Source organism: Methylomonas sp. Uni0011, from assembly GCF_056850255.1.
In genome coordinates this window covers 200,362-220,715 of sequence record NZ_JBVVNO010000004.1, presented here as the reverse complement: position 1 = coordinate 220,715, position 20,354 = coordinate 200,362, and the positions used below count along the sequence as shown (strand labels likewise).

The 20,354-nt window shown below is 53.2% G+C and carries 13 protein-coding genes; 2 read left to right on the top strand and 11 right to left on the bottom strand.

Going from position 1 to position 20,354, the window contains the following annotated elements; genetic code table 11:
• Positions 1-24: 24 nt before the first annotated feature.
• The 11 genes from AC0IM9_RS08245 to AC0IM9_RS08195 all read right to left on the bottom strand — a co-directional run bounded on the left by AC0IM9_RS08245 (position 25) and on the right by AC0IM9_RS08195 (position 18,018).
• Positions 25-507 carry a YchJ family protein gene (locus AC0IM9_RS08245; RefSeq protein ID WP_445371683.1) on the bottom strand — a complete coding sequence of 161 codons (483 nt, stop codon included), beginning with the start codon at positions 505-507 and terminating at the stop codon, positions 25-27.
• 499 nt (positions 508-1,006) lie between these two features.
• The gene (locus AC0IM9_RS08240; protein WP_482803676.1) at positions 1,007-4,717 is read right to left on the bottom strand and encodes an RNA-binding domain-containing protein; all 3,711 of its coding nucleotides are present in this window, start codon (positions 4,715-4,717) and stop codon (positions 1,007-1,009) included.
• Positions 4,718-4,945: 228 nt separating this feature from the next.
• Positions 4,946-5,476, bottom strand: a complete 531-nt coding sequence (locus tag AC0IM9_RS08235) for an REP-associated tyrosine transposase (RefSeq protein WP_482803675.1) — start codon at positions 5,474-5,476, stop codon at positions 4,946-4,948.
• 339 nt (positions 5,477-5,815) lie between these two features.
• Entirely contained in the window at positions 5,816-7,690 is a 1,875-nt protein-coding gene (locus AC0IM9_RS08230; RefSeq protein WP_482803674.1) for a cytochrome c peroxidase, read from the bottom strand.
• Positions 7,691-7,883: 193 nt separating this feature from the next.
• Positions 7,884-9,212, bottom strand: a complete 1,329-nt coding sequence (mtoX, locus tag AC0IM9_RS08225; protein WP_482803673.1) for a methanethiol oxidase — start codon at positions 9,210-9,212, stop codon at positions 7,884-7,886.
• Positions 9,213-9,628: 416 nt separating this feature from the next.
• Positions 9,629-9,886 (bottom strand): hypothetical protein, encoded by a 258-nt coding sequence (locus AC0IM9_RS08220; protein WP_482803672.1) that lies wholly within the window; start codon positions 9,884-9,886, stop codon positions 9,629-9,631.
• 168 nt (positions 9,887-10,054) lie between these two features.
• Positions 10,055-10,960 carry a diguanylate cyclase domain-containing protein gene (locus AC0IM9_RS08215; RefSeq protein WP_140911418.1) on the bottom strand — a complete coding sequence of 302 codons (906 nt, stop codon included), beginning with the start codon at positions 10,958-10,960 and terminating at the stop codon, positions 10,055-10,057.
• Positions 10,953-13,970, bottom strand: a complete 3,018-nt coding sequence (locus AC0IM9_RS08210; protein ID WP_482803671.1) for a hybrid sensor histidine kinase/response regulator — start codon at positions 13,968-13,970, stop codon at positions 10,953-10,955. The genes AC0IM9_RS08215 and AC0IM9_RS08210 overlap by 8 nt, the downstream gene beginning before the upstream one ends.
• A 4-nt stretch (positions 13,971-13,974) precedes the next feature.
• A complete protein-coding gene (locus tag AC0IM9_RS08205) occupies positions 13,975-14,664 on the bottom strand; it encodes a YfiR family protein (RefSeq protein WP_482803670.1) in 690 nt (229 codons plus the stop codon).
• A gap of 205 nt (positions 14,665-14,869) precedes the next feature.
• Positions 14,870-15,964 carry a lipocalin-like domain-containing protein gene (locus AC0IM9_RS08200; protein ID WP_482803669.1) on the bottom strand — a complete coding sequence of 365 codons (1,095 nt, stop codon included), beginning with the start codon at positions 15,962-15,964 and terminating at the stop codon, positions 14,870-14,872.
• Between the two features lie 26 nt (positions 15,965-15,990).
• A complete protein-coding gene (locus AC0IM9_RS08195) occupies positions 15,991-18,018 on the bottom strand; it encodes a TonB-dependent receptor plug domain-containing protein (protein WP_482803668.1) in 2,028 nt (675 codons plus the stop codon).
• 311 nt (positions 18,019-18,329) lie between these two features.
• Between AC0IM9_RS08195 and AC0IM9_RS08190 the strand changes: the two genes are divergently transcribed.
• Together AC0IM9_RS08190 and AC0IM9_RS08185 are read left to right on the top strand one after the other, a co-directional pair.
• Positions 18,330-19,361 (top strand): agmatine deiminase family protein, encoded by a 1,032-nt coding sequence (locus AC0IM9_RS08190; RefSeq protein WP_278210496.1) that lies wholly within the window; start codon positions 18,330-18,332, stop codon positions 19,359-19,361.
• 69 nt (positions 19,362-19,430) lie between these two features.
• Entirely contained in the window at positions 19,431-20,315 is an 885-nt protein-coding gene (locus AC0IM9_RS08185) for a carbon-nitrogen hydrolase (protein WP_140911413.1), read from the top strand.
• The last annotated feature ends 39 nt before the right edge of the window (positions 20,316-20,354 follow it).

Below are 20,354 nucleotides of genomic sequence, written 5' to 3'. Positions count from 1 at the left end.
GGCGTTTTTTGCAGGCTGCAGGTGTTAGGCCGCGCCGGTACCGCAGCATTTCTTGGCTTTTTTACCGGAACCGCACGGGCACGGCTCGTTGCGCCCCACTTTAGCGGAGACGCGTTGCGCATCGCGTAATTCGGCATGGCCGCCGACGTATAGCCAACGCCCGTTTTCGCGGCGAAATTCGGATCGCTCGGCGTGCAGCATCTCCCGATTGTGCTGGCGGAAGCGGGCGACGAATTCCACCTCCGCAGAGTCGCCGCGTTCGGACCGGTCGACGATCTGCAAGCCGGTCCATTCGCATTCGTCGGCCATCCGTTCGATATCGGCGCGGCCGAATTTGGCGCTAATTTCCGGGCTTTGGGTCTGGGCGATGTAATCCAATTGCCGCGTCGCAAACGCGCTGTAGCGCGAGCGCATCAGTGCCTCGGCCGTCGCGGCCGGCGCGCCGGCGATGATCGGGCCGCAGCAGGCCTGAAAATCCAGGCCGGAACAGCAGGGGCATAAATTCACTGGGGTCCTCCGTTGGTTAAACCTTCCCGCTCCAGGCGGCTTTGGCGGTGAATAGTTCCAATGCCAGATCTCGTTTGGGGCATGGAACAATTTGAAAGCTTCGTTCACACGACAGGCGCGAAGACACTCGAAAAAAAGCTTACGCTCCCGAGTATGGCCGAGCCGAACGATTTTAATCCGGCTTTGTTTTCTAGGGGGAAATTGAAACTGCGCTGATTTTTGAAACGTACCGTTTCATGGAAGATAGAGTCAGAGCGGCGAGAAGCTCAATGGCTTGCTGGGTACAAAATTGGTCGAGTTTATGCTCGTTATCGGCCATTTTCTGACATTCAAGAAGTTCAAAAAGTGGCGGCTTTAAATCTGAAAGCAGTCTTATAAAGCCAAATTCACCAGTTGGACAGGGTGCTGTAAGAAAAATACTAGTATCAAAGTCAGTCCAGTAGAGTCTGGCGTAAGGCTTATTGGCATAAAAAGTTTAAATCTCGGAGGGTGTCCTGAATTATGTGTAAACCTCGTTCACTTCCCAGGCTCTAAGGCCGCTATAGCTAAATCCTAAATAACATGTAATTTTTCTATTTTCAAATGAGCCTTTTTTATAATGTTGACCAGGTACAAAAAAAGCTTTTAAACCTGTTCCTTCAATTTCAATATATCCTTTTGCAGGGCCTTCAATAGAGCTAATAATTCCATTTATACGCTTTAACGAATTAGTTTTGTTCCAAAAGCCATTATTTCTATCCCATTCTCCAAGATTTTCTTGATGAATAAGCTGCGTTATCCCTTGCCCATTTCCTAACCACTCAAAACTAACATCATTTTTCCTTATATATCTTGACCTTTCATGACATTCTTTTATATTAGCTTCGGCTTTACCAAAATCAGTTAGCGAGCCAGATAACACTTGTAATACCTGTAAAATATACAAATAATATACCGCATCAAGTGAGTTAATATTGTTTTTCCAGTAAGATATTTTTTCGGTAATTTCTTCTAAGTGTGGTGGATTGGAAAATACCCTAATTGCATTAAGCCAAAGCCTTAAATCTCTGTCATTTTTTCCTTGCTTTAGATTGTATTCTAATAACTCAACAATCCTTTTAATATCCTTGCTTTTTAATGAACTCCATTTATGTTTCACTTGCTTTAATCTTGTATAAACAATAGAGCGTCTAATAGAGGCTTTATCAAGCGGTGAAATATTTCTATTTTCAAGCAAACTATTCCATTTTTGTAAAGCCCCTTCTATATCTTGGTTAATTACATCTAAATTTGCCTGACACTCTATTTCCAGTTTATTTCTTTGAGTCTCTTGTCTAATTCTTCTTACTTGTGCAAGTAAATAAGAGGCATGTTCAAGTGATTCTCTCAGCCATTTCGGACAATTTATAGATGTTATGGCGTCAATTGGATTGTTGTTATAGTGTTTTCCAGCATGATTTAAAACTCTAATAATCATCTGCACGTCACTAATATATCCATGCTCATCAATTGGATTAATTTCCCTGCATTTTGTAAAACAATCCGATGCCTTTTCTGCTTCTAAAACTATTTCATTTAAAATACCCTTATCATTTATTTTATCTGTTCTAATTAAATTTGATATTTTTTGTCTTATTGCCATACCTTTCATATGATAGATCAAATTATCATTGTCTTTCAGACTTAGCGCGTGTTCTATGGCATCTAAAGCTTTATCGGCATCACGTTTAATTAAGCTATAAAAACGACCTAGATGCGCCCAAAATTGGGCTTCATCGGGAAAAGTTTCTGTTAAATATCGAAATACCTTTAGTTTTCCATCTTCATCATTTATATCCTCAATAAATTTTGAAAATGAAGCCTTTTCAGTTCCTAAAAGCTCTGAATTATCACGAAGATAAAAAACCCTGCATATGATTTCTAAGCTTTCGTCAGAAGGTAAAATATTTACGTTTCCACGACAAAAACTTATAAACTCTTTTGCAGTATCTGATAAATTTTGTTTCCAAATATGCTCTCTATTATTTCCAAATTCTTCTGGAGCTAATAAATAAGATAGACATTTTTCTGCAAAAATAACATGATTAATTCGCCATTTTTTTACGTCATCGTAAATAATTAAATCAACTATTCTTGAGTGATTAAATACTTTCTCTAGTTCGATATGGCGTGTAGCTGGAATATCAAGAAGAGCAAAAAACCATTGTGGGGATATACTTCTTTGGCCATAGTAATAAGCAATCGAAAGAAATATAACTATTTTTTTATGTGCATCGCTTATATTTTCAAGTCTATATTTTATATAATTAAAAATTCCTTTGTATTCATTTTCAAATGTAATAAATCCCAAAGAAAACGGCGTGCAGTTATTGTTTAATTCTTTTAACAATTCATTGGCTTTTTCTTTTGACGTTTCTTTAGATAACAGATGATAAAAATTATGTTTTTCATCATCAGAAAGCTGATCACTTAATGTTCTTGTATTCTTTTGTGATTCTTTGATTGATGGTAAATCAAACTTTCTCAATACTTGCAACATAATGACAGGCAAATGAGAAGATGCTATTTTTTCATATAAAGCTTCAGCTTGTCTGTCTGAAATCAATCCACCATCTATTAGCAGTAATATCGATTTTTCAGAAAGTCCAGCAAGATAACTTAATCGTTCCATTGTTTCTAAAGGGTTTTTCATGCTTTGCAATACAACACAAGGATAATCCTTATGTTGATTCCATAGTATTCTGCGAGCTACTGTTGTTCCTCCTGCACCTGGAATATGGTATAGATTTATTCGCAAGTGTTTTCTATTTTTAAGCCCTTCTAAAACTAAATTTTCCAATTTTCTAGTTTCATCTCTTTCAGCATCATGTTTATATTTCAAATTTTCCCAGGATATTTCATGACCCCTTAAAAAATCCCTATTGTTAATATCCTCTATTGGCATTATTGTTCCAATTCCTAAATGAGCTATCTCAAGTTCTTCTTTTAGCCAGGGAATTTTTTTATCATCTATTGATATTTTTGTGCCTGATGAAGAAGGAATAGAATAAGCGTCTTTTTGGCTATTTAGATTGCTCTGACAATTTTCAAATATTTGACAAAGATGGGACAAAGGCATTTGTAAAATATCAATATCATTCTCTTCCGAAAAAGTTTCTAGTGAACTGTATTTTTCAGGTGATACCAGTAAGAATGATGCGTTTTCTTGAAAAATTTCAAGTAAAGAAGTGTAAATTATATTTAAATATTCTGATATATAATTATTTTCTGTAAGTATTAAAATTTTTACAGGCTTTTCATTTCCCAAAGCCTTTGATAATTTTTCTATTTGTTTTCTAAAATCATTACTATAATTTTTTATCCACGTTTTCTTGTTTTTATCAATTAACAAAGTTTCACTTCGCCCTGATAGTCCAAAGGAAAAATACCAATAAGTTCCGAATGCACTGTGTATAGATGGTGATTCACCTTTAACAACGAGATGCAAACTTCGATAATTTTCTAAGGTCTCTTTACAACAAGAAAGTAATCCAGAACTTTGACTATCTGGATCAAAATCCATTACAAAAGTCCAATTAACAAAGCCAAAACTTTTTAAATTTGAATTTGTTATATTTAAAGGAGATGTTATTAAAAAATAAAAATATTTATCTGAATCAAAAGATTCCATTTCAGATATGAGTCTTTCATTGGGGGTATACGAGCTTAACTCAGAACCAATCATAATTTCTTTATTCCTAAACCAAGCATATATTTCTCTTTCTTTTTCAGAGCCTTTTAATGCCTCTTTATTTGACGAGCCTTCCCTATAATATAAAGCATCTTTTTCTAGCATGGAGCTTTGAAATTTCTTAGTTATGATACAGATACACGTTGCAACTGGAATTGTAATAACGATAAAGTTTTTTTCATTAAAACTTATAGTGTCATAACTAAATTTAGGTACATAGCTCACTAAACTTTCAAATTGATTTCTTAAATTGGCATCATCTGGAATATTATTTGTTTCTATCCCAATTAATTCATTTTTATTATTATGGTTTTTTACACCTATTACAATATAAGATTCTGTTTCTCGAGGTGTATTCCACATGCTAACAATATCTTTGACAAATTCTGCTCTCGACCTGCTTTTATCCTTATTAGAATTCGTAAAATACATTTCACATTTAAAATCGATATAATAATCTTCATTGAGATTCAATAATTGTTCAAATTTTTCTAAGATCATTGTATATATTTTGATGGATGTTATTACACCGAATTAAGGAGTCTCTGATTAATCGTGTTTTTCGAGATAATTTGGCTTATAATTTATTGATTTAGTTGGTGCTCAAATTCTTAATTATGAATTAATCAGATGCTTCTTAACATGACTGAGAATTATAGTCAAATATCTAAAAAATAGCTAAGCTAAGTCAGGGCCGTAGGCTGGGTTGAACAACGTGAAACCCAGCGATCATTCCCCGTTTTGTTCGATTAAGTCCGGCAGAGCAGCCCAATTTTCGGTGTAAACCCCTAATTTAATCCAGCGGTGGATGGAAGAATAACGCCAACCCACTGCTTTATCGACATAACCATGTTTCACCGGATTGTAATGAATATAATCCAAATGTCGCTGATAATCCGTTTCATCCCGGATTTGGTGCTCCCAATATCGCCGTTGCCATACCCCACGTTCGTTTTTCCGTAATCGACTGTCGGAAACGAATTCGTTCTTTTGAATCTGTCTGGAAAAATGTGATTTAAGCAAGCGCCAACGCATCGGATAATCGTCGTCACCTTCGGGTAAGCGCCAAATGCAATGTAAATGTTCCGGCAGTACCACCATAGCTTCAATAACCATGGGATGACGCTGCTTGGTATAGCGACACGCATTGCGTAATTCGTCGATATACCTAATCAGTAAATCATTTTGGTGTCTTTGCGCAAGATTGACGGTAAAGAAATATGCGCCGCCTTTTAAATGACTACGAATGTATCTACGCATCAGCGTTTCCGTTATAAGCTGGGTTTCATTATCATTCAACCCAGCCTACGTCCACAAACTCAGATTCAGCTTATGATCCATCAGCGGTCATTGGAAATCTCAACCAACTGTCGCTTATGGGTCGAAACAAGTCAATCACGCTCGCAACCAAACTATGGATTGTCCGGGTACCCAGCTCCAGCCATTTGATTGGGCTCAATCTCAGAGCCACCTGCCTTCATTCCAACATCACTTTGCAAAAGCTCCTTTAATCTTGAAAATTGGCTGAAACCCAGGATGTGCGCTCTATGCCGGAGTTCGACGGCAATATCCGAGATTGTAAGTTTAGCAGCCGGCCGGCTATTGTTGGTCTCCCACCGGCGCGGCAAAGGCGTCGGACACCAGGGTTTCGACGTTGCTGCCGGTTAACGCCTGTAAAAACGCAACCAAATCGGCGATTTCCGCCTCCGTCAGGCCGAGCGGCTTGATCAGCGGCGACAGATTCTCGTTCGGCGTGCCGCCGTTGTTGTAGAAACGGACCACGTCCGCCAAGCTTGCCAGCGCGCCGTTGTGCATATAGGGCGCGCTCAGCGCGACGTTGCGCAGGGTCGGCGTTTTGTAAGACCAACGGTCGGCCGGATTCTGGCTGATTTCGTAATAGCCCAGGTCGCTGGCTTTCTCGCCGGTGACGCCCTGCAGGTTGGCGCTGGCGACGTCGACGAAGGTGCCGGGAGCGACTTGGATGCGTTGTTTCTCCGGGGTTTTTTGCATCGCTTCGGCGTAGCCGATCCCGGTGTTATGGCGGCGTTGGTCGGTAAACAGCGCGTAGTCGGGGGTGATGCGATGGCAGGCGCTGCAACCGGCTTTACCGGTGAACAGCTCGAAGCCGCGTTTGGCCTCGCTCGGCATGGCCTTGGCCTGTTTGCCGAAATACCAGCGGTCGAACGGCGAGTCGGCGGCGTTTAAGGTGCGTTGATAGCTGGCCAGCGCCTGGCCCACCGTTTCCATGGTCGGGCCCTTGCCGAAGGCTTTGGCGAACAGGGTGCGGTAGGTGGCGTCTGTTTTGATTTTATCGATGACGTAGCCGATGGACGGATTCGCCATTTCATTATGCGCCAGCAGCGGGCCCCAGGCCTGCTGTTCCAGGCTGTTTTCGCGGCCGTCGTGGAACAACAATCCGGCATAGGCCACGTTATACAGAGTCGGGCTGTTACGACGCACGCTGCGACCTTCTATCCCGACGGCGGTCGCCATTTCGTTGTTGCTGAACCCTTGTTCCGGGATGTGGCACATGGCGCAGGAAAAGGTATCGTTCAGCGACAGCCTGCGGTCGTAGAACAGTTTGCGGCCCAAGGCGATTTTGGCCGGTGTCAGCGGATTGTCCGCCGGCTGCGGCAGTTTGGGCAGACCCAGCGGCGGCTTGCGCGCAAATTCGATCAACCGGGCTGCTTGGCCTTTGCGTTGCGTCAAGGCCAGGGAGCGGGTGCGGTAATCGGTTTGTTGGTAGCCTTGTTTGTCGTCGCCGGGGCGGAGCAACTGCGCGTCGCTGGCCGATGGCGGCTCGGCCGCTTCACTGTCGCCGGCCAGCAGGGTTTTGATGTCGTTGATCAGGGTGTCGGCATGCAGAAAATCGACGCTGTAGATATTGCGGATGTTTTTATTGCGGTCGATCAGGTAAACCCGCAGCAAATGGGAAAAGGTGCCGGTGAAGCGGCCCTGGTCGTCGTAAATTTTTTGTACGCTCTGCTGGTAACCGTCCAGGATCGGCTGCAACGCCGCGTCGTCGCGAGTGGTCAGAAATTGCCAATCGAACTCGCCGGCATGGAATGCCGCGCCGTAATGGCGCATCGTCTCCGGCGTGTCCAGCGGATTGAAGCTGAGCGTCAGCAGCCGCAGGTTTTTGGCCAGCTCCGGTTGCTTTTGCAGTTGCCGGCCGATCTTGTGCAGAACCTGGGTCGCCAGCGGACAGCCGTTGACGTCGCTGCAGGCGGCATAGACGAAGCTGAGCACGACCAGCTTGTCGCCCATCAAATCGTGCAGGCGCAGTGCTTTTTCGGCAGTGGACAAGACTTCGCCGTCCGCGGCCGGGCCGATCGGCGGTAAGCGGTAACTGCCCGCTGCGGCCGGGCGGTAAGGCAAGGCGGAGTGTCCCGGTGCCAACGGCGCGGTGTCGTTGGCGGCGATAGCCGGGCTGGCCAGAATCGACCACAACAGAAAAAAGCAGAAAAGTCTCATGGCACGGGCTCGCGGAAGTAGGGGGCGCATCGGCGCCGAAACCGAAAATAACGGGGGGCGGCGGCAGGTTCGCCCGGACTGATTCGGGCGAACATCTTACCGCGCAGCGGAGAAAATTAGGAATTTCTAATTAACATTTTCGAACCGGAAACGACTGTTAGCCAGTCCGCTCGACTCGGTTTGGCGGAACCGGCTACTTCGGCCACTTGCCGTACAAGGCGTAAGCGCCGAAGCGCATTTGGTGGGCGCGCCCCAGTTTTTCCTGATAGAAATCGATCGCAAAGCGCTCGGTCAATTGTTTGCCGTCCCAGGCGTAAGCTTTGAAATATTGCTCGTTGTCCGGCCCTTTCTTGTCCCAGTTTGCCAGTAGCGACGAGGTGAAATACAAGCGCTTGCCGTCCCAGCTGGACGACACCATGTTCACCTGAGAGCCTATGGTTTGTTCGAAGACCTGTTTCGGGTTGTGGGCGTCGCCGATGTCGAACAGGCGGACCTTCCCGTCCATGAATGTGGTGGCCCACAGGTATTTGTCGTCGCTGGAAATGGAAATGTCGACCGGCAACGGGACCTCTGCCGGCTGGCCGATATCGGCGACGTCTTTGGCTTGCCATTCGTCGTTGGCGTCGGCATGGATCAGCCACAGCTTGGATGTCAGCGCCGAGGCGGTGAAGCAGTAGTCGTGGTCCGGGCGCCAGGCGCAACGGATTTCCAACGGGGCGCCGGGGACGTCGAATATTTTCTTCGGTTTCCGGCTATGCAGATCCCATTGCACGACGGTATTGCCGAAGCGCTTCATCGCTTCCGGGTCGGCCAGCATCTTGCCGAAATCCATCATGTAATTCGACCAGCCGGTGAACGAGGATGTCAGCATCAGATTTTTGCGGGGCAGGGCGCGCAAGTCGTAGTTGTAGCCGTCCGCGTACTGGCCGGTTTTGACGGCGCCGCGCAGGTTGCCGTCGGTCGGCATCCAGTGGGTGGTGATATAGCGCCCGGCATTGCTGTATTCCACCACCGCGGTGCGGCCGCCGTGGTCCTTGTTGTTCGACAGGCCGGTCACCAGCATGCGGCCCGGTACGGCGTAAAAGCTGTGCGGTCCGACCACACCGCCGCTTTTGGCGACAAAGTTTCTGATGACTTTGACCAGTTTGGGTTTGGCGGGATTGCTGGCGACGTCGAAGATGAAAATCTTGTTGGTATCCAAGCCTCCGGCCCATAGGTAGCGGCGGTCGTCGGTAAAGTCGGAATGATGGGCTTCGTTGCGGCCGCCGACCGAGACGCTGGCTACCACTTTGCCGTAGTGCTTGGATTTTGGATTGACGTCGACGGTGACCAGCTTGTCCTGTTCGTCGCCGATGCCTTCGGCGCCCAAAGTCCAAACATAAACGAAATCCTCCTGGCCAGTGATTTTCGCCATATACGGCGAGGCGCAGGTTTCGTCGGATTGCGCCGGCAGGGAGGCGAATGCCAGCATCGAGGCTGCGGCGGCGAAGCCCAGCCATTGGGTTAGCGAGATGTTTTTCATAGTATGTGCTCGTTTTGATTGTGGAGTAATACGCATTGTTGGCGCCGCAAGCCCGTTACCGGGGCAATGTCGGCACGCCGAAAAACATACCGGATCCCCGGTTCGGTTTCGCCCTCCGCACGGAGGGGAGGCGGGGTGCTGGCGAGACAGGCGCGGCACCGGAAAGCGGTCGCCGGATGCCGTTTGGGTGGAATCGGTCGGCGCGATTAAGCCGGGTGGAGCGTTACGATGGCCTTGTTTTTGAGGGCACTAAAGACCGGGAGTGAATGGTGTACGGGCGGTCTGAACCAGGCTAGATGCCGGCAGTGAGGGGCTTGTAGGGGGTCGGAACGCCGCCGCAGTGGGTTTTTGCGGCGGCGGGGAGAATCCGCAACCCCGTCTACTGGTTTGCGGATCCGTGGATTGGCGGCTTTCGCTTATTTCAGAATTTCGGCGGCGGCCGCTTTTAATTTGGCCGTGTCGGCCTGCATCGGTTTCATCATGTCGTTTTTGGAGGCTTTGGCGCCGGCCACCAACTCGTCGACGGTTTTGAATTTGCCTTTAAGGGTGTCGACGCTGGGGGCTACCGAGCCGTTATGGCAGCCTTTGCAGGTATCGGCTTCGCCGGCGGACGACAGGGATGGCAGCAGAGCCACGGTAATGGCAGCGGTGAAGGTTAATAGGGATTTTTTCATTCTCGGTCTCCTCGGTGTTGTAGTAGTTATTGACGCTGAGATGGGTTCGCTCGGTTATCGGAATTTCGACCGCTCGAACCTTAAACGCAAGCCGGTACTTAACCGTTTGCGAAAAATTTTCTACCACAGCGGAAATGCCAATGCAAATTCCGTCGCGGCGGGGAAGGCTTAGCGGGCGCAGTTGCGGCCGGCGTCTTTGGCTTGGTATAGGCGCTGGTCGGCGGCGTCGACCAGCAACGTCGGCGCTTGGCCCGGTTGCGGGATAACGGCTGCAGCCCCGAGGCTGACCGTGATCGAGTCCGAGACCGGGGAATTTCGGTGCGGGATGCGTTGGTCCGCGAGATGGATGCGCAGCTCTTCGGCGATTTGCAGGGCGCCTGCGGTGTCGGTTTCGGGCAGCAGGATGACGAACTCCTCGCCGCCGTAACGGGCGACCAAATCGCCGGGCCGGCTTACCGCCGCCGCCAAATGGCCGGCAACTTGTTTCAGACAGTCGTCGCCGGCGCCGTGGCCGTGGTGGTCGTTGTAAGCTTTGAAATAATCGATGTCGATCAATATCGCCGCCAGCGGGGTTTGGTTGCGCTGCGCGCGCTTCCACTCGTTGTCCAGGGTTTGGTCGAAGCGGCGCCGGTTGGGAATCCCGGTTAAGGCGTCGATCCAGGCCATCGCTTCCAGCATGTCGGTAGCCTGTTTCAAACGGATGTGGTTGCGGATGCGAGCCTTGACCACCGGCAGGTAGAACGGTTTGGTGATGTAATCCAATGCGCCTAGATTCAGGCCGCGTTCTTCGTCGCTGACGTCGTTCAGCGCGGTAACGAAGATGACCGGAATCGAGCTGGTTTGCGGATTGGCTTTCAAGTGGCGGCAGACTTCGTAGCCGTCCATTTCCGGCATCATCACGTCCAGCAGGATCAAATCCGGCGCGCCTTGCGCGGCGATCGCCGCCAGTGCGGCGGCACCGCTGGCGGCGACTTTTATCCGGTAGTCCTTGATCAGGTTTTCCGCCAGCACTTGAATGTTGGTGGGGGTGTCGTCGACGATCAATATCAGCGGTTTCAGGCGGTCGTTATTCATGGGCGGCTTCCGGCAGGTAACGTTTGATGGTGGTCTCCAGCTCGCGCAGGATCTCCCGCGCCTGGCTGTAGTTGATGTCGCCGATGTTTTTTTCGATCAATTGCACCAGCCTCAAGGCCTCTGCTCCGGCCACGGTTTCGCGCAACTGTTCGGTTGTCTCTCGCGGAATATAGTCGTTACCGTCCAACAGTGTCGCCAACTGCGCGGCCAACCGGCCGGCAGCCTGCCAATCGGCCCGGCCGTCTTCGCCGTGTTCGGTCGCCGGATTCGTGTAAGCGGCGATGGTATGTAAGGTTTTCGCCAGCTTTTGGCTCAATGCTTCCAAATCCGCCGGCGACCAAATGCCTTGTTGCAAGTCCGATTCCAGCCGGCCGGCGATGCTGCTCAATTCCGTGGCGCCGACCGCACCGGCGGCTCCTTTCAGGTAATGCAGCCATTGGGCGCCGGGCAACAATTCGCCGGCCAACAGATGGCGGCGCAATTTGGCGTCGGCGTCGGTGAATTTTTCGGCAAAACGCTGCAGCAGCGATTTCAGTTTTTGGCTGTCGGCGATGGCGGCAGCGATGTAGTCCCAATCGAAACCCGGCAAATCAGTGCGCTGGGTGGTCAAGGCGAAGCCTGCGGTCGAACCGCCTTGCGGCAGCAAGGCCTGTGGCCGGATGCAGCGCAGCAAGGCCGCGATCAGCGTTTGCGGCAGTACCGGTTTGCCGACATGGTCGTTCATGCCGGCGGCGTAACAATCGCTGCGCTCGGGCTCTTGCACTGCGGCGGTCATGGCGATTATGGGCAATTCGTCGCGGGTCTTTTCGGCGCGGATCAGCCGCGTCGCTTCGATGCCGCTCATTTCCGGCATTTGCAGATCCATCAATACGGCGTCGAAGCGTTCGCGGCGCATCGCGTCGAGGCCTTCGCGGCCGTTGTTGGCGACGGTGACGTTGAGGCCGGCGTTGGTCAGGTATTCGCAGGTTACCATCTGGTTGATCTCGTTATCTTCCACCAACAGGATGCGCGCGCCGCGAATCGATGCCGCCATTTCCGCCAGTTGCGGCCGGTTCGGTTCGGCGGCGGTTTTGCCGCCCTGCAAGCGGGTGACCGAATCCAGCAGCATCGACGGCAATACCGGTTTCAGCAGCACATCGTCGGGCGGGGTATCGCCGGCCGCGTGCAGCAGGCCCTCGCGGCTGAAGGCGGTGACCATGATTACCACCGGCGCGTGGCGGATTTTCGATTGCCGCACCATGTCTCTGATCGCCCGGGTGACTTGTATGCCGTCCAGCCCCGGCATTTTCCAGTCCAGCAATACCAGTTCGAAGTCCTTGCCGGATTGGTTGGCCTGACCGAGCTGCGCCAGGGCCTCGCTGCCGTTGGCGGCTTCGGTGACTTCGAAGCCCCAGTTTTGCAGAATGTCGCGCAGCATTTGGCGGGAGATATCCAGATCGTCGACCACCAGTACCCGCATGCCTGCCAATTGTTCCTGTTGTTGCCGGCTTTGCTTCTCGGCCGAGAACGGCAAGCGCAAGCGGAATTCGAACAGGCTGCCCTTGCCGATTTCGCTTTCGACGCGCAAGTCGCCGCCCATCATTTCCAGCAGGCGCTTGCTGATGGTCAGGCCCAGGCCGGTGCCGCCGAAGCGGCGGGTGATCGAGCCGTCGGCTTGGGTGAAGGCCTGGAACAGATTGGCGACTTGCGCCGCGGTCATGCCGATACCGGTGTCCCGCACCGAAAACAGCAGATGGGCGATACCGTTTTGTTTGGCGAGCAGGACGACTTTGATGTGGATTTCGCCGCGCTGGGTGAACTTGACGGCGTTGCCCACCAGATTGTTCAGGATTTGGCTCAGGCGCAAGGAGTCGCCGTCCAGCATCAGCGGGATTGTCGGGTCGATTTCCAGCACCACTTCCAGTTGTTTTTCTTCGGCGCGGACGATGAACAAATTCAGCACGTTTTCCAGCGCTTCTTCCAAGTTGAAGGTTTCGACCACCAATTCCATGCGGCCGGCTTCGATTTTCGAGTAGTCCAGGATGTCGTTGGTCAGTGCCAGCAGTGCCAGGGAGGAGGTGTGGATTTTGCGCAAATAATCGCGCAGCTTGCTCGGCGGGTTGCTGTTCAAGGCCAAATCCGACAAGCCGATGATTGCGTTCATCGGCGTGCGGATTTCATGGCTCATGTTGGCCAGGAACAGGCCTTTGGAGCGGGAAGCCGCCTCCGCTTGTTCCTTGGCTTGCAGCAGCTCGGCGGTGCGTTGCGCCACTTCGTGTTCCAGGCGGTCGCGGTGTCCGGTCAGGGTTTGGTCGCGGCGTTGAATTTCTTCCAGCATGGTGTTGAAGGCCTTGACCAATTCGCCGATTTCGTCGCGGTGGGGTTGCGGTACGCGCAGCGTGTAGTTCTGTTCGTGGGCAATCAGACGTGCGGTGGCCGCCAACTCTTCGACCGGGCCGGAGATGATGCGCTGCAAGCGCAGGGCCAGCAGGGATACCACCACCAAGGCCAGGGCCGCCGCACCCAGGCCGGTGCCGAGATCGGCGAGCTGGCTGTTCCAGTGGCCGGTAAAATCGGCTTGCATCAGGACATAGCCGATGTATTCGGTGTTGCGGATCACCGGCGTATACAGCTCGGCGCTACGGCGCCAGAAATCGGTGCGCAGTTCCCGCGCCGGAGAGCGGGAATCGCGCGGCGGCGCGGTCGGCGAACCGCTGCGATTCCAGGCGGCCAGTACCGAACCGTCGGCGGCGACCATCCAGGCGGCGGCGATTTCCGAGTGCTCTTGCAGCGAATTTAGCAAGCGGGCGGCTTCGTTGCGTTCCGAGAATACCAGTGCGGCCTGGCCGTTTTCCGCTAACACGTCGGCCAGACCGGAAATGTCCTGTAATGCGCTGCGGTAACGGTTGATAGCGGAACTGATCGCCACCGCCGATAAGCTCACCAGCAGACACACCGTACAGCTCAGCATGATGATGGTCAGCAGTTTGCGGCGTAAAGACCAATTCGGGAAGTCGGGTAAAACGCGCATCGTTCTATCTCCCGTAGACATGGGTGGCGATGTTCAACAGTTGGCCGGGAAGCCGCAGGCCGGCGTTGCGGATCGATTCCAGATTCACTTCGAACACGACCTTGTTGTCGCGGAACAGCAGGGCGATGGCGCCGCCTTTTTCGGCAAAATCGCCGATGTCGGATAGTGTCAGCACCGGCGCGTTACCCAAGTTTTTCAGAATCGGTACCACCCGCGGTTGCTCGGAACTGCCGATATACAGCAACTGGCAGTCGGCGAAGGAGGCGTCGGTGTGGTTGCGCTGGCTGACTTTCAAACCGCGTTCGCCGGCTTTGCGCCCGTCCAGAGCTTGCACGGCCCCTTCCAGCACATTGTTGCCGATCACGCACAGGTTGATCTCGGCGCCAGCCGGCGCCCCGGTTGCCGGCCATTCCACGAATTTGGCGAAGTTGTACAGGTAAGCCGCTTTGATTTGGGCTTCGGACAGCGCTTCGGCGGCCAGCGCTTGCCCAGCGCTGGCCGCCAGCAGTACCAACAAACACAGGACGGATAGTAGACTGGGTCGATGTAGCCGGCAGAAACCGGCAACTTTTAGCAACCGCGCTACCCAGACAGAGGCCGCGACGCTTGAGCCGAACGGCGGACGCGACAATGCCCGGCCGCGCAATTTGGCTGCAGCCGTGGTTAATGTTACGTCTGGGGCGGTTGTCGTCATAGGTCGTGTGGTGAGACGCGGATCGGTTTGCGGCGGGCTTGACTCGGTCAAAGCGCATCCGGGCTTGGGCTGCGGTTGTCGGCGTTGCCGGTTAAATTATGCCCCAGGCCCCCAAACACGGTTCGACTTTTACGCTCGGTGGCTACTGAGCGCATCGGCGGGCGCGCCACTCCGCGGCGCACTAGGCGCCGCTGTGCGCCGCAGTCTATAACAGACCTTTGCTCGGGCAGCGGCAAAAGCCGTTCAATTCCACGTAGGCCTGGCCGGCGCTGGCACCGGCCACACTGCAGGTGCCTTCCCAGTAGATCGGTCCGATCCACAGTTTGTGTTGCGCCCGCAATTCCTGGTCTTTGACTTGGGGTTCCACCGTGAATTTCTCGCCGCGCACCTCCACAGACCAGCCGGACGGATACGTACAGCCGGTGTGAGGGCTGGTCCATTCACCCAGCACCGTCACTTCGAACTCGTGGGCGGCCAGGGTTACCGTGCGGCCTTCGGCGTCGGTGATCGAGCCGGATTTTTCCACCGAGCTGTCGTTGCCTTTGAAATCGAACAACATGATTTGCCGGTTGTCGTCGAGTTCGATCGCGAACCATTGCCAGCCTTGTTGAATGGCTTGGTAGAGCTCGCCGTACTGGCGGTCGAACCAGCTGTTGCCGCTGACCTTAAAGGTCTGTCCGCCGAAGCTGATGGTGCCGGTCGTGGCCATTTTCGGCCGCGAATAATAGTAAGTGTAGCCGCCGAACCGGTAGGGGTGGGCGTCGCCGCCGTAATGCAAGGCCGGTTCTTGGGTCGATTTCAATTCCAGATCCAGGACATAGCCGTCGACTTCGGCATGCAAGCGGTCGTTGCCGCCGCCGCCGACTGCCGTGACTTTGTCGTCTTTGCCGGAGGTCAGGTTAAAACCGTTCGGCGTGCGTTGGGGTAGATGGAATTCGACGAATTCTTCGAAACTGAATTTTTGGCCGTCGATGTCGGTCACCGCAGCCTGTACCAGTTGGTCGCGAAAAATTACCAGACTGTCGAAAGAAAAAAACACCACTTCGAAGCCGAAGCGGCGGCCGTCGTCCGTGAGCAAATGTCCGGTCCAGTACCACCATTGCACCTGCTCGGTCGGTAAGAAGGCGTCGTCGGCCGGTAGTTCGACCGGGCCGATCAGGCCGCGGCGCGGCAAGAATAACCAGGCAGCCAGGGTTAGAGCCAACAATAGCCAGGGTAGCCAGTTCGGCAGCAGCCAGCCGACCAGCAACACAACGCCGGCGATGATCCAGGGTAAGTATTTTTTTAAGAAGTCTCGCATGTTAACCGCTCGCAAATGGAAAGAAATTAAAAACGCCAACTGAGTTTGCCGTACAGCGAACGCGGCACTTCCGCCGCCGCGCCGGGTAGCGAAATGGCGGCCGAATCTTGGAATTCGGGATGTCTGGGCGAAAACAGGTTTTGGGCGACGAATGCCAGTTCCAGGCCGGCAATGGGTTCGTAAGCCAAACGGGCGTCGAAGGTGGTGTAGGCGGGTACTTCCTGGCTGAGGGCGGCCAGTTTGCCGACGTAACGCAAGGTCAGGTCCAGTTTGATTCTTTCCGGCAAGTCCATTTGCCAGCGTAGCGAGCCGCGGTGACGCGGGCTAAGGCCGGCGATATCCGGATTGTTGCTGTCGTAGGGGCGCTCTATTTTCAGGTGGCTGTAATTGCCGGTAAAGCGCATCCAGTCCAGGGCTTGCCATTCGCTGGCGATTTCGATGCCGCGGGTGGTGACTTCGCGGCTGTTGTTGTACCAGATCAAGGGCTGGGTTAGCGTGGCAAAGTCCAACGTTCCCTGGCGGAACATGATCAGGTCGGTATAGTGGTTGCTGAAAGCGGCGATATCGGTGGAAAAATGCTCGGACCATTGCGCCCGGTAGCCGATTTCGGCGGCAAAAACCTTTTCGGCCCGTAAATCCGGATTTGGTTGCGCCATGACCTGTATCATCGTGAAAGGCGGCGGGGCTGTGCCTAATGCGACGTTAGCTTGCGCCTCTCCGCGCGACGGCGTGCGTGCGGCCCTGGATACCGAGGCCCACACCGAGTGTTTCGGGTCTGGCGTCCACATCAGTCGGGCGTTGGGTTGCACCTGGGTGTTGCCGAAGTGGCTTTCTTCCAGTTTGGTACCCAAGGTCAAGCGTAAGGTGTCGTCGATCAGCGTGATGTCGTCCTGCACGAAGGCGCTGCCGTTGTGGTAGCCCAGGCTGGTCGGGTTGAACGCGATTGCCGCGCTGCCGTTGGTTGCACTGTGAATGAAACGGTAGCTGGCGCCCCACATCAAGTCGTGGTCGGGATTCGGATGCAGGCGATGCTGAAAGTCGATGTCGAACATGTCCTGACTGTCGGACAGGGCTGCCGCGCTGAAATTGACCCGGTCGTAATAGCCTTGCAGCATAAACTCGGAACCGTCGCTGAGATTGCCTTCCCAGCGCGCCAACAAATTGGCGCCTTCGGCATGGTCGTCGGTATTAAAGGGCGAATTGAACGGCGGAGCGACCGTTTGCGCCGGCACCGTGTTGCCGACATTCTTGCGGTAGACGTCGCCTTGTACGGTATAGCGATTGTCGTTGGAGATGCGGTTGTCGATCCGGAAACCGCCCTGCACCGAGCGCCAGTCGTCATGCAGGCGTTCGCCGGTGTTGCTGACGAACGTATTGCGTTCGAAGGTTCTGGCGTAGACCCGGTAGTTGCCGTCGTCGCCGACCCGACCACCGTGGCGGTAGCCGGCGAATCCGGTTTCCTGGTTGCCGCCGCCGGCCACAAACAGGTTGCCTTGGGTATCCTTGGCTTTTTTGGTGATGATATTTATCACGCCGTTCACCGCGTTGGCACCCCACATGACGGCGCCGGGGCCGCGGATGACTTCGATGCGCTCGATGTCTTCCATCATCGTGTCCTGCAAGTCCCAGAACACGCCGGAGAACAGCGGGGTGTAAACCGAGCGGCCGTCCATCAATACCAGCAGTTTATTGGCATAGCGGCCGTTGAAACCGCGCGCGGTCACCGACCAGACGCTGGCGTTGATTTGTGCAACTTCGATGCCGGGTGCCAGCCGCAACGCATCGGGGATCGAGGTCGCGCCCGAGCGGCGAATGTCGTCCTGGCTGATGACAAATGCGGCGGCGGCGGTGTCCGACACGGTTTGGGTCTTGCGGGAGGCCGACGACACTTCCATTTGCATCAGGTCATTGATCGATAACTCCTCCAGCGTTGGCGGCGGCTCGTCGGCCGCTGCGACGCAACTCAGGCTCAAGGCCAAGCCGAAAAAAATGTTACGCGAACCGGACATTGCCGGTACAAACGGGCAGGGAATCGGTAGTCGGTGCGGTTTCATGGTGGGCGGCGGGTTAACGTGGCTAGCGGCAAATGAGCGTCGGTGTCGTCAAGGCAAAGGGTTGCTGCCTGTAAGGTCTTGGTAAAGGGCCAGGGGCGGTTTAAGTATGGCGGTAATTTTCAAAAAGCAAGGCTTAGGGCTTAGTTTTCTGCGAGTTATCGCCGGCTGCTTGCCGGGCCGCACCGGTTATTGCCGTTTCCCGTTGCCGGCGTCAGCCATCTCGGCGCGAATAAACGTATGCCGGACAAGTCTTCAGCGCCGCCTGTTGGTACAATGCGCCGTTTTTTCAGTCATTTATCCGGGAGTACTCCATGATTCGCTTTCCAGCCGAATGGGAACCACAAGCGGCGGTTATCATCGCCTGGCCGCACCACAGCGGCGATTTCAGCAATTTGTCCGCGGTCGAGGATTGCTACCATGCCGCCGCTACCGCGATCAGCCGGTTTCAGCCGTTGGTGGTGATCTGTAAGGACGGCGAACATCAGCAACATATTCAGACGCAACTGCCGCACAATCCTCAGATTCATTACGTTCAAGCCGATTACAACGACATCTGGCTGCGTGATACGGTATTTCTGACCCTGGAGTGGCAGCATCCGAAAGCCGCGGTGCAGATGCTGAATTTCCGTTTCAACGGTTGGGGCAACAAATATCCGCACGCCGCCGACGATGCGCTGAATCTGGCATTGTTCGCCCATCCGATTTTCAAGGGGCATCCAACCGCGACGCTGGATTTGGTGTTGGAAGGCGGCAGCATCGAATCCGACGGCCAAGGTACCTTGATGAGCACCAAGAACTGCTTGTTCAACCCGAACCGCAACCCCGGCCTGTCGGCGGAAGCGATTACCGGCCAGTTGCAGAATTATCTGGGGGCGAAGCGGGTGCTGTGGGTCGAGCAAAGCAATCTGGCCGGCGACGATACCGATGCCCATATCGATACGCTGGCGCGGTTTTGCAGTGTCGATACCATCGCCTATACCGCTTGCGAGGATAGCGAAGATCCGCATTATGCCGGCTTGAAAAATATGGAGGCCCAGTTACAGGCTTTCCGCACTGAGGCTGGCGCGGCTTATAAACTGGTGGCGTTGCCGCTGCCGAAGCCGATCTTCGACGAACATGGTCAGCGTTTGCCGGCCAACTACGCCAATTTTCTAATTATCAACGGTGCGCTGCTGGTGCCGGTCTACGACGATGCCAACGATGCCGTGGCGGTGGAACGTTTGGCGGCTTGCTTCCCGGAGCGCGAAATTGTCCCCGTGCCGTGCCGAGCGTTGGTGCACCAATACGGCAGCTTGCATTGCGCCAGCATGCAGGTGCCGGCCGTCGTCAAACTGAATTTTTAACATTCCATTCCTTCAGCTCCTTCCGGCGCGGATTTTCGCGCCGTCAGACTATCGTTAACAGTTATAAGTATGAAAAGAACCATTACCGCTTGCGCGGTCCAGCAACCGTGCAATCGCGGCCGGGAAACCAATCTGGCCTATTCCATTAATCAGATCGAAGCGGCTGCCAAGCGCAATGCCGATTTGGTCGTGCTGCCCGAACTGCATCTGGACCATTATTTTTGCCAAAGCGAAGACACTGCCTGCTTCGACTTGGCCCAGCCGGTGCCGGGGCCGACCTGCGAGGTGCTGGCGCAAGTCGCGGCCGACAATAAAGTCGTGATCGTATCGACGATCTTCGAACGGCGGGCGCCGGGGCTCTACCACAATACGGCCGTGGTGTTCGACAAAGACGGGAGCATCGCCGGGACATTCCGCAAGATGCATATTCCGGACGATCCGGGGTTTTACGAGAAATTTTATTTTACGCCGGGCGATCTCGGCTTTCGGCCGATTGAAACCTCGATCGGTAAATTGGGGGTATTGATCTGCTGGGACCAGTGGTACCCGGAGGCGGCGCGGCTAATGGCATTGGCCGGGGCCGAAGTGCTGATTTATCCGACCGCCATCGGTTGGGATCCGAGCGACGACGCAGGCGAGCAAACGCGCCAGCGCGATGCCTGGGTGACCGTGCAGCGCGGGCATGCCGTCGCCAACGGTCTGCCGCTGATTTCCTGTAACCGTATCGGCTTCGAAGCGGCGCCGGACCAGGCGCAAGGCATCCAGTTTTGGGGAAACAGTTTTATCGCCGGCCCTCAGGGCGAAATCCTGGCCAGCGCCGACGATAAACAGGATTTGTTGTTGTTTGCCGAGATTGATGTGTGGCGTAGCGAAGATGTTAGGCGGATTTGGCCGTTTTTACGCGACCGCCGCATTGAGGCGTACCAGGATTTGTTACGGCGTTATATCGATTGAGCCTCGGGTGGGTGGGCGCCGTGTTCGACGGCGCCCGCC

What these genes read in the sequence shown, in the direction of transcription:
- AC0IM9_RS08190 (WP_278210496.1), top strand. Translation starts at nt 18,330, where the DNA reads ATGATTCGCTTTCCAGCCGAATGGGAACCACAAGCGGCGGTTATCATC.
- mtoX (WP_482803673.1), bottom strand. Translation starts at nt 9,212, where the DNA reads ATGAAAAACATCTCGCTAACCCAATGGCTGGGCTTCGCCGCCGCAGCC.
- AC0IM9_RS08205 (WP_482803670.1), bottom strand. Translation starts at nt 14,664, where the DNA reads ATGACGACAACCGCCCCAGACGTAACATTAACCACGGCTGCAGCCAAA.
- AC0IM9_RS08240 (WP_482803676.1), bottom strand. Translation starts at nt 4,717, where the DNA reads ATGATCTTAGAAAAATTTGAACAATTATTGAATCTCAATGAAGATTAT.
- AC0IM9_RS08220 (WP_482803672.1), bottom strand. Translation starts at nt 9,886, where the DNA reads ATGAAAAAATCCCTATTAACCTTCACCGCTGCCATTACCGTGGCTCTG.
- AC0IM9_RS08185 (WP_140911413.1), top strand. Translation starts at nt 19,431, where the DNA reads ATGAAAAGAACCATTACCGCTTGCGCGGTCCAGCAACCGTGCAATCGC.
- AC0IM9_RS08195 (WP_482803668.1), bottom strand. Translation starts at nt 18,018, where the DNA reads ATGAAACCGCACCGACTACCGATTCCCTGCCCGTTTGTACCGGCAATG.
- AC0IM9_RS08210 (WP_482803671.1), bottom strand. Translation starts at nt 13,970, where the DNA reads ATGCGCGTTTTACCCGACTTCCCGAATTGGTCTTTACGCCGCAAACTG.
- AC0IM9_RS08200 (WP_482803669.1), bottom strand. Translation starts at nt 15,964, where the DNA reads ATGCGAGACTTCTTAAAAAAATACTTACCCTGGATCATCGCCGGCGTT.
- AC0IM9_RS08235 (WP_482803675.1), bottom strand. Translation starts at nt 5,476, where the DNA reads ATGCGTAGATACATTCGTAGTCATTTAAAAGGCGGCGCATATTTCTTT.
- AC0IM9_RS08230 (WP_482803674.1), bottom strand. Translation starts at nt 7,690, where the DNA reads ATGAGACTTTTCTGCTTTTTTCTGTTGTGGTCGATTCTGGCCAGCCCG.
- AC0IM9_RS08215 (WP_140911418.1), bottom strand. Translation starts at nt 10,960, where the DNA reads ATGAATAACGACCGCCTGAAACCGCTGATATTGATCGTCGACGACACC.